Origin of the sequence: Polymorphospora sp. NPDC050346 (genome assembly GCF_040655695.1) — a bacterium.
GTDB lineage: Bacteria > Actinomycetota > Actinomycetes > Mycobacteriales > Micromonosporaceae > Polymorphospora > Polymorphospora lycopeni.
The window spans coordinates 1-8597 of record NZ_JBFAKM010000083.1; the positions used below are offsets into that span (position 1 = coordinate 1).

General features: G+C 69.9%; 9 protein-coding genes. 1 reads left to right on the forward strand and 8 read right to left on the reverse strand.

The window, feature by feature from the left end:
• Nucleotides 1–120 precede the first annotated feature (120 nt).
• From AB0I42_RS36915 to AB0I42_RS36950, 8 genes are read right to left on the reverse strand one after another with little or no spacing between them, the layout of a single operon-like run.
• Nucleotides 121–351, reverse strand: coding sequence for a hypothetical protein (locus tag AB0I42_RS36915; protein WP_357544423.1), 231 nt, complete (start codon nt 349–351; stop codon nt 121–123).
• 51 nt (nt 352–402) lie between these two features.
• Entirely contained in the window at nt 403–1272 is an 870-nt protein-coding gene (locus tag AB0I42_RS36920) for a type II secretion system F family protein (protein WP_357544429.1), read from the reverse strand.
• Complete coding sequence (locus tag AB0I42_RS36925; protein WP_357544430.1) at nt 1272–2171, reverse strand: type II secretion system F family protein; 900 nt, start codon at nt 2169–2171, stop codon at nt 1272–1274. The genes AB0I42_RS36920 and AB0I42_RS36925 overlap by 1 nt, the downstream gene beginning before the upstream one ends.
• A 2-nt stretch (nt 2172–2173) precedes the next feature.
• Nucleotides 2174–3712: an ATPase, T2SS/T4P/T4SS family gene (locus tag AB0I42_RS36930; protein ID WP_357544424.1), complete on the reverse strand. Its 1539-nt coding sequence runs from the start codon at nt 3710–3712 to the stop codon at nt 2174–2176.
• A complete protein-coding gene (locus AB0I42_RS36935) occupies nt 3702–4505 on the reverse strand; it encodes a ParA family protein (RefSeq protein WP_357544425.1) in 804 nt (267 codons plus the stop codon). Before AB0I42_RS36935 ends, AB0I42_RS36930 begins: the two co-directional genes overlap by 11 nt.
• A gap of 2 nt (nt 4506–4507) precedes the next feature.
• Nucleotides 4508–5155: an SAF domain-containing protein gene (locus tag AB0I42_RS36940; protein ID WP_357544426.1), complete on the reverse strand. Its 648-nt coding sequence runs from the start codon at nt 5153–5155 to the stop codon at nt 4508–4510.
• Complete coding sequence (locus tag AB0I42_RS36945; protein ID WP_357544427.1) at nt 5152–6063, reverse strand: hypothetical protein; 912 nt, start codon at nt 6061–6063, stop codon at nt 5152–5154. The genes AB0I42_RS36940 and AB0I42_RS36945 overlap by 4 nt, the downstream gene beginning before the upstream one ends.
• Complete coding sequence (locus AB0I42_RS36950; protein WP_357544428.1) at nt 6057–6647, reverse strand: hypothetical protein; 591 nt, start codon at nt 6645–6647, stop codon at nt 6057–6059. Before AB0I42_RS36950 ends, AB0I42_RS36945 begins: the two co-directional genes overlap by 7 nt.
• Before the next feature lie 615 nt (nt 6648–7262).
• Between AB0I42_RS36950 and AB0I42_RS36955 the strand changes: the two genes are divergently transcribed.
• Complete coding sequence (locus AB0I42_RS36955; RefSeq protein WP_357544431.1) at nt 7263–8027, forward strand: A24 family peptidase; 765 nt, start codon at nt 7263–7265, stop codon at nt 8025–8027.
• Nucleotides 8028–8597 lie beyond the last annotated feature (570 nt).

Sequence of the window (8597 nt, forward strand, 5' to 3'; positions counted from 1 at the left end):
GTGCTCGGCGTCGCGGTACTCATCTGGGCCACCGGCCTGGTCCAGGAGTACATGGACACCCAGGTCCCCGACATGCCGGGCGCCCCGGCGCGGACCGCTGAGTGACGGTGGAACCACGGCTCAGGCGCCGTCTCCGACACCGGGGGCGCCCGGCATGTCGGGGACCTGGGTGTCCATGTACTCCTGGACCAGGCCGGTGGCCCAGATGAGTACCGCGACGCCGAGCACCGCGAGTCCGGCGATGATGATCGCGGTCGGCACCGGTCCGTCACCCCGGTCGCTTTCCTCGGGGCGGCGCAGCTCGGCCAGCCGCTGGGCGAGTCTGGCCTGCAGGTAGTAGAGGACGGCCATCGTCTTCCTCCAGTTTCGAGTTCAGGGGTTCGAGGGTTTTCGGGGCAGTGGTCAGATCCGGGTGATGAACGGATAGAGGACGAATCCGATGAGGACGAAGACCAGCAGCGCGCCAGGGATGTCGAGCTGGCTGGTGACCGCCTCGGCGCGGGCGAGGTTGTCGGTGCGGATCTGGTCACGCAGCGAGTCGGCCCGCTGCCGGAGAGTCTCGTGCACCTGGGCGCCCTCGGCGCCGGACATCTGCATGATCGAGCCGACGTCACCGAGTTCCGGTACGCCGATCTCGTCGGCGAGGTCGCGCAACTCCTCCCACGGCGAGTGCATCTGGAGCTGGGCCATCCGCAGCGCTTCGCGGATCCGTTCGAAGACCCAGCCGTCACAGACCGCCGCCGCCTGCTCCAGGGCCTGCACCGGCCCGTGGGCGGCGGACAGTTGCAACGCGACCAGGTCGAGATAGGTGCAGACCGCCCGGCTGAACTCCCGCCGCGCCCGTTCCGCCTTGGCGAGCACGTCCCGGTGGGCGATCAGCGCCATCGCACCGGCGACGCCGAGGCTCGCCAGGACCGGGACGGTGACCGGCAGCTCGACCCCACCGGCGGTCAGCAGCACCGCGCCGAGCGCCGGGGTGGCCAGCCCGATGAGGGCGGAGAGCAGCAGCGACAGGGTGTACTGCTCGGGCGTACGGCCGAGCAGGGCCAGATCCCGGACCGGCGGCCGGACCCAACGGGTCAGCCCGCCGAGCCATTCCAGGTCACGGCCGCCCTTCACCGACTGCCGGCCGCCGGTCGCCGGCTGATGCAGCCGGCGCAGCGCCGGGGCGAGCGCGGGAGTGGCCGGCAGCGCTTCGCGGATCACCAGGAAGATGCCGAGACCGACGAGGGCGCCCCCGACCACCGCGATCGTGAGGTGCAGGTTGAGGATCATCGCAACACCTCGTCGACGCTCGGGGCGGCGAGGAACCGGGCCGGCTTCGGCGGCAGGCTCATCGACCGCACCCAGGCGAGCAGTGCGACGAACAGCCCGCCCAGGACGACCATGACGATCTGCCCACCCGCTGTGCCGTACGGCTGCATGTATTCGGGGTTGAGCAGGCCGTAGCCGAGCACCAGCAGCGTCATCCCGGTCAGGAAGCGCACCGCGAACCGCGGCTGGGTACGTTTCGCCTCCACCTCGCGGCGCGTCGCCACCTCGGCGGCCGCCGCCGAGGCGATCGAGCCGAGTACGTCGCCGAGCCGCTCGCCCCGGTCGGTCAGGTGCAGGATCAGCGCCGCGACGACCTGGTCACCGACCGGGTCGCCGATGTCGTCGGCGAAGGCCAGCAACGCGGTACGCCCCAACCAGCCGGCCTGGAGGCGGGCGGCGAGCAGCCGCACCTCCTCCTCGATCTCCTCCGGCGCGCTGGTGACCGTGCCGACGATCGCCTGCTGGAGGCCTTGGCCGGTGCTGGAGACGTCCTTGAGCCGGCGGGTCCATTCGCCGACGGCCTCGATCCGGGCGATGGTTCGCTGTTCCGCCTTTCCCACGGTGAACAGCCACGGGGCACCCGGCACCGCGATCGCGACCAGCACACCGACGATCGGCAGGCCGGTCAGCAGGAACGCGACCGCGCCGGCGATCAGCGCGCCGGCCAGCAGTGCCTGGTGACGGCGCTGGTCACGGCGGTTGCTGCTCGAACCGAGCCAGAGCCGGTGCAGCCACTCGTTGCCGGACCGGGGAGCCGCCGGCCGGCTGGTGCCGACCAGCGCGACCACGGCCAGCACCAGACCACCGGCGCAGGCCGCACCGGAGATCACCGCGATCAGTTCGATGTTGGCGGGCAGCGTCACGACGACCGCCTCACCCTGGTGTGCCGGGGCCGCCGCCAGGCCCCCGTGCCGGCCTCGATGTAACGGCTCAGCATCCGTGCGTCGTAGCCGATCCGCAGCAACTGCTCACGGATCCGCTCCGGCAGGTGCTGCGGCACGGCACGCCCGTCCGGGCCGGGGCCGAAGACTCTGGTCGTGCTGATCCGGCTCCCCTCGGCAGCGCCGATGACCTCTTCGACGTGCGAGACGAAGCGGTGCTTGCGCCCACCGATCGCGGTCTCGTCCTCGACGGTGACGTAGACGATCAGGTCGAGGGCGTTGCCCGCCATCCGCCGGGCCTGGTCGACCGTCATCTCCCGGCCGTGCGCGAGCGCCAGCTCGACGATCCGCTCGCTCACCCCGGCCGGCGTACGGGCGTGGATGGTGCACATCGACCCCCGGCTGGTGGTCATCGCCTGGAGCATCGGCACGATCTCCCGCGACCGGACCTCGCCGACGACGATCCGCAGCACACCCATCCGCAACGCCACCGGGATCAGGTCGGCGATCGTGACCTCGCCGGCCGGGCGTCCGTCCAGTCCGCGTTCGCCGTGTCCCTCCCGGGACTCGAAGCTCATCACCGCCCGGTGTTTGGCCAGCCGCCGGGCCGGCAGCAACTCCCGGCTCTCCTCCAGCAGCACGTACGGCTCGTCCGGCGGGATCTCGTTCATCAAAGCCCGGACCACCGTGGTCTTCCCTGCCCCGGCCAACCCGGCGACCATGATGTTCAGCCCGGCCCGCATCGACGCCCGCAGGAAGTCGCGGACCAGTACGTCGACCATCTCGTCCAGGTCGGACCGGCCGCCGGCGAGGTCGTCGAGGGTCACGTCCAGGGTGTTGTGCTTCCGGATCACCGCGTAGGGGCGGTGGCTGACCAGGTAGACCGCGGCCAGCCGGCTGCCGTCCGGGAGTTGCAGGTCGAGGGTCGGCTTCGACGTCGACAGCGACCGCTCGGTGGCTCCCGCCCGCCGCGCCGCGGCCTGCAGGATCTCCACCATCTCGTCGTCGCTGTCGGCGATCGGGTCACCCCAGTCGACGCCACCGCCCCGCCGGGTGATCCGCACCTGGTCGCAGCCGAGGATGTGGACCTCCTCGATGGAGTCGTCGACGAGCAACGTCTGCAACCGACCCAGCCCGACGAGTTCCGCGGTGACCTGGTCGAGCAGCACCCGCTCCTCGGCGGCCGGCATCGGGGTGCCGGCCCGCCGGACGGCGTCGGCGTACTCGGCGACGACCGCCACCGCCAACCGGGCCCGCTCGACGTCCTCCTCGTCGACGGTGAACTCGCGTCCGCGCTGCCACAGGGTGAGCCGTTCGCTCAGCTCGCGGCGCAGCTCACGCACCACGGCGAAGTCCAGTCGCGGCCGGGGCGGCGGCGCCGCGACGGGCGGTGGCGAGGGCAGGACGGGCACTATCGGTGACGGCGGGTGGTGCCGTCCGTTCGCGGCCGGCGGCACCGTCGAGGTCGCACCGTGCGAGCCGTTGCGTGGATCATGTGAAACCGGCTCAAACCGCATGTGGTGCCTCCCCGATGGCCGCCGGCCAGGACAGCCGGGCCCGCCGCCGGTCCAGCAACGCCCGTACCGGGACCTCCAGTGCCCCGGCCGCGCGCATCAGCGGTCGTCCGGCCCGCACCGTGCCACCGTGGCTGAGCACCTCCGCGGTACGCGGATCACGCGGCAGCTCCCCGATGACCGGCAACTGCAACGCCTTGCTGATCTCGCCCCGGCTGTGCCCGGCGCCGACCAGCAGCAGCCGCAGCGAACCGGGCGGCACCCGATGCTCGGCGAAGTCACGCTGGATCGCCTTCACCGTGGCGCGGGCGCTGGACAGCTCGGGCAGATGCGCCCCGGTGACGACCATGACCACCGTGGCGGCCCGCAACACCGGCCAGGGCGGCCCGACGACCTGCAACCGCCCACAGTCCACGATCACGTCGTACGCCGGATCGCCCTTCTCCAGATCCGTGAAGAAGTCGGCGAACCGCTGCCACAGCGGGATGACACTGCCCGCCTGGGCCGGATCGACGACCCCGGGCAGCAGCAGCCGCTCCCGGCGGGGCGCGTCCAGGTCGATGAGCTGCGACCAGAAGTCGGTCTCCAGGTTGCCGTCACGAAGCTCGGCGACGGCGAGTTCGCCGATACCCCGGGGTCCCTCGACGGCGCCGGCCAGGTAACCCGCCATGATCGAGCCGCCGGCCGGGTCACATTCGGCGAGGACCATCCGGCGATGCCACGACAGCGCGCAGGCGAGCGCGGCCGTCGTCACGCCGGGCGACCCCTTGGCCGAGACGAGGGCGATGACAGCCATGCTCAGGCTGCCCCGGTCAGAACGACCGCGATCCGGTCGCTGGCGTCGAGCGCCACCACGGCGGCCACGTCACGGTTCGCCAGCGCGATGTAGAGCACCACGTTGTTCCGGTCGGCGGCCATGTCGATCACAGTCGCCTCGAAGCGGGTGCTCGGGGCGTTTCCCTCGCTGTTCTTCGCCGGCGTGCTCACCAGCAGCAGCCGGTCGCCGGGGTTCAGCTTCCGGGCCGGCACCTCACTCGCGGCGAGGCCCAGCGCGATCTGCTGCTGGTCGGGACCGAGCATCGGCTGATCCGTGAGCTGCGACATGGTGAGCAGCGTGCCGGCGGCCAGACCCACGACAGCCCGCTTGCCGATCACGTCGTCGATCCGGCCGGCCGGCACCGGAACGAGGCCCTGGCCGCCTGCCACCTGCACGGTGACCAGGTCGTCGGCACTGAGCGCCGATCCGACCGTGACCGGCCGCGCGATGGCGAGGTAGGAGCCGGTCGCGCGTACCGACGTCACGGCGAAGGCCGAGCCGAGGCCGCCGAGAGCAACCAGGAGTACCGCGAGGCCGAGCAGGCCGGGCCGCATCCGGCGCTGGCGAACCACCCGGGGTGGCGCGATCGGGGCGTCGAGCGGTTCGTTGCGCGTCGTCGTGAGCGTCATCCGGTGACCACCTGCAACTCGTCGATCTGGATGTTGACCGAGCTCTGCCGGGTCTGGTCTGCGAAGGAGCCCTCCAAATCGCCGCTCCGCCAGTCGACCTCCCAGTAGACGGTCGCGGTCACTGTGTAGTGGCCACCCGGCCGGTCCTTGCTCGACTTCGGGTAGCCGCCGGGGCGGCCGCACTTCGGTGTCTTCGACGCCTTCGCCGGGGTGTAGCGCTCGCCAGGGTTGTCGCAGGAGATCGGCGGGCTCCCGTCACCCAGGTCCCAGACGACCTTGTGGGCTCTGGCGGTCAGGCTGACCCTCACGCTCTGCTCGGTGCGGCTGTCCGCGATCCTTCCCCAGTAGGGCAGGCCCGAATCGATCCAGAGCCAGACCGGCAGCCCGACCAGGCCGGCGCCGTCCACGCCCGGAGCGGTCGAGATGACCGGGTGCTTCATCTCGATGGTCGCGAGCAGCCGGAGGGCGACCTCTGCCGGCGACGGCGGCGCCTCGAAGCCGGTCGGTGGCGAGTCGAGGTTTACCGCCTCGAAGCTGCCCATGCCGTCGCCGGCACAAGTGCGCCAGTAGCGAGTCTTGCCTGCCGGCACATCCGACCCCTGCGGCTCGGCAAGTTTGTAGCGGCAGCCGTCCGACGGGTTCCACCAGCCGAGGACGTCGTCGTAGCAGGGAATCTCCTGCCCCTGGTCGTAACACTTCCGGTTGCCACCGCCACCGCTGTTGCCGCCGCCGGTGTTCCCGCCGCCACCCGGATTTCCCGGGGTGCCCGGACCTCCGCCCCACGCGTGGCAGGTGGTCTGGCCGGGCGGGCATTGCGCACCACCGTTCGGGTTCGCCGCGAGTACCGGCGTGCCGACCAGCAGCAGGGCGAGGCCCGCCCCGATCGCGAGCAACCGCCGGGTCAGCACGGCTGGTCCGGGTGTGCGGCACCGGTGCTGATCAGCCAGCGTCCGTCGGGGTAGAGGTTGGCGGTCGCGGTGGCGACGTATCGCCCGCTCGCGGTGCCCGGAACCTCCTTGCGGTTCTTGGCGTACACCAGCTTGTAGCCGGTGCCGTCCAGGCAGTCCTGGATGGACACGGTCGGGGGTACCGCGTCCAGGTCGACGAAGGTCACCGTGGGATCGGAGACAAGAGAGCCGGTTCGCATGGCACCGTTGTCCTTCACGTCGCGAATGGCAAGCCGTACCCGGGTCAGCAACGGATCGGCCAGATACTTCCTCAGGTCGGGGTGTTGGTAATCGGGCACCGACTCGGCCGTCTTCGAGGCGGCGAGATAACCGGCGTACGCGGTCAGGGCGGATTCAGCGGCCTGCTCTTTACGTGGGTCCGTAGTAGGCGCGGCGCCGGTGTCGCCACGGATTTCCGGAGTATCGGCAGATTCGCCGGCCGACCCGCAAGAGGCAAGCGTGAAGACGGCGACGACAGCGGTGAGACCGGCTCGAAGCCGACCCACATGCGGTCTACGCAAAGGCCTTTCCCTCCTCTGAACCATCGCCGGTCGGACAGCTCGGATGAGCCATGCCGCCCGGATAAGGGCTGGTCAGAGACGTATCGCCGACTCAGTGGGTACGGCGGAAGCCGCCTTCCGGCCAGCTCGGCGCCAAGGCGTCCCCACGTTGCACATTTGTCGGCTTGGATTACCTGTTACGCGTTACGGACGATAGTCCGAATCGCGTGCCGCCGCCCTCCACGCGGCGCACGTTCCCCCACCCTTTTCGCGCTAACGCCGGGTTCGGCAGATGTTTCCCGGCGGTAGCTCATCACCCAAGGGGGCAGCATAGGCTGGTCGACGCTTGTGCAGAAGAGGTCACAAACGAGGAATACGTACTGTGACGATCATGAAAAGTTGCGCTGAATCCGCCGGATATTACCCACGGTCACTTTTTCATGATCTTCGAGATTCGCAAAGCGGCCACTCTGCCGGTGGTGACGGTGGGATATGCAAGGGAGAGTCATGATGTGGCCGTTTTCCGAGGATGAGCCAGGGGTTGCGGGCGGCGGTCCCGTGGTGCCGCAGGAGCGCAATGGGCCAACTACTGATGGTGATCGCTCCGTACGTCGATCGAGGACTGTTCCGCAGGTGGGGCCACCTCCGGAACGCACCGAGGTGTCCGAAGCCGGCCCCCTCGACCCGCCCCGCTGGTCCGTACGTCTGCTCCGGATCCTCACCCTGACACCGCTGCTCCGGGCGGTGGTGGCCACCGAATCCGTACCGCCAGGTCAGCCACGACGCCAGGGCTGCCCGAGCTGCGCCGCGCCGGTCGGCTTGGACGGCGGGGCCGGTGTACTGCTGCCGAGAGGTCGATGCGACCGCTGCGGAACGAGGGTGGGCGCACCTGCCCTGCTGGTCGAGCTGGCTGTCGTCCTCGCGGGGGTGGGCCTCGTCCTCGCCGGGCAACCGATCCTGACCACGCTTGCCTTCGCCTGGTGGGCGGGCTGCGCCGTAGCGCTCACCTTCGTCGACGTCGCCGTGCACCGGCTGCCGGACCGGCTCACCTGGACCGCCACCGCAGGAACCTGGGCCCTGCTGGCCCTCGCCGCAGTCTCGGAAGAGGACCCGGCCCGATGGGGGCGAGCACTGATAGCGGGTACGGCTCTTGCGGCGCTGTTCGCCGCGTCCACTCTCCTTCTCGGCCGACGGGGATTCGGACTCGGGGACGCGAAGCTCGTCCTGAGCAGTGGGGCGGTGCTCGGCTGGCTCGGCTGGGGCGTTCTCGTCGGTGGTCTTCTGCTCACGTTCGTGGCGTCGGCCGTATGTGCGCTGGCCATGATGGCGGCCGGCAGGGTGCGCTGGTCGGGACACCTGCCCTTCGGACCGTTCATCGTGCTCGGGACCTTCGCGGCGATCGTCGTGCACGGCGGGGTCGGATGAGCCTTCTGGGCAGGGTCACGGCCTCCAACCGGACCTATGTGGACTGTTGGCCCGCCGGCGGTCACCCCCCGATTTTGTGATCACGTGGGCCTTCGGTAATGTTCTGCGGGCCGGCAGGGAGCCGGGCGGGAACACCGCGAAAGTGGTGGTCCGGCCGGTTCTGCAGGTTCCCCGTAGTGAGGAGCACCGGAATTACCGGTGGGAGTCACTGTGGGGAGGGTCAGATGGAGTCGAAGAAGGCCAGAAAGTCAGGGCTTGACGCGGCAACAGAGACCAGGTAGCGTAGCGGGGCCGGCAGCGAGCCGGACGGAGAAAACGCGAAAGCGAGCTTCGGCCGGGCTGCAGGATCTTCCCTCGACTCGAAACGAGCGCCAAATCATGGCGAGCGTGAGCGTGGGGTCCGTCAAACGAACCTTTGATCAACTTGAAACACTGAGTTGACACAGGCAAGTGCGACGGGTAGCGTAGAGGAGTTGCCCCGGGTTCGGGTCCTGCTTGTTGGTGGGGTTCGGGTTTGGTGTGTGTTTGTTCTTTGAGAACTCAACAGGGTGCTTGTAAGCCAGTGCCAAG

Excerpts from the sequence above, each read along its gene's own strand:
- AB0I42_RS36950 (WP_357544428.1), bottom strand. The coding sequence starts at position 6,647 with ATGGTTCAGAGGAGGGAAAGGCCTTTGCGTAGACCGCATGTGGGTCGG.
- AB0I42_RS36940 (WP_357544426.1), bottom strand. The coding sequence starts at position 5,155 with ATGACGCTCACGACGACGCGCAACGAACCGCTCGACGCCCCGATCGCG.
- AB0I42_RS36930 (WP_357544424.1), bottom strand. The coding sequence starts at position 3,712 with ATGCGGTTTGAGCCGGTTTCACATGATCCACGCAACGGCTCGCACGGT.
- AB0I42_RS36935 (WP_357544425.1), bottom strand. The coding sequence starts at position 4,505 with ATGGCTGTCATCGCCCTCGTCTCGGCCAAGGGGTCGCCCGGCGTGACG.
- AB0I42_RS36915 (WP_357544423.1), bottom strand. The coding sequence starts at position 351 with ATGGCCGTCCTCTACTACCTGCAGGCCAGACTCGCCCAGCGGCTGGCC.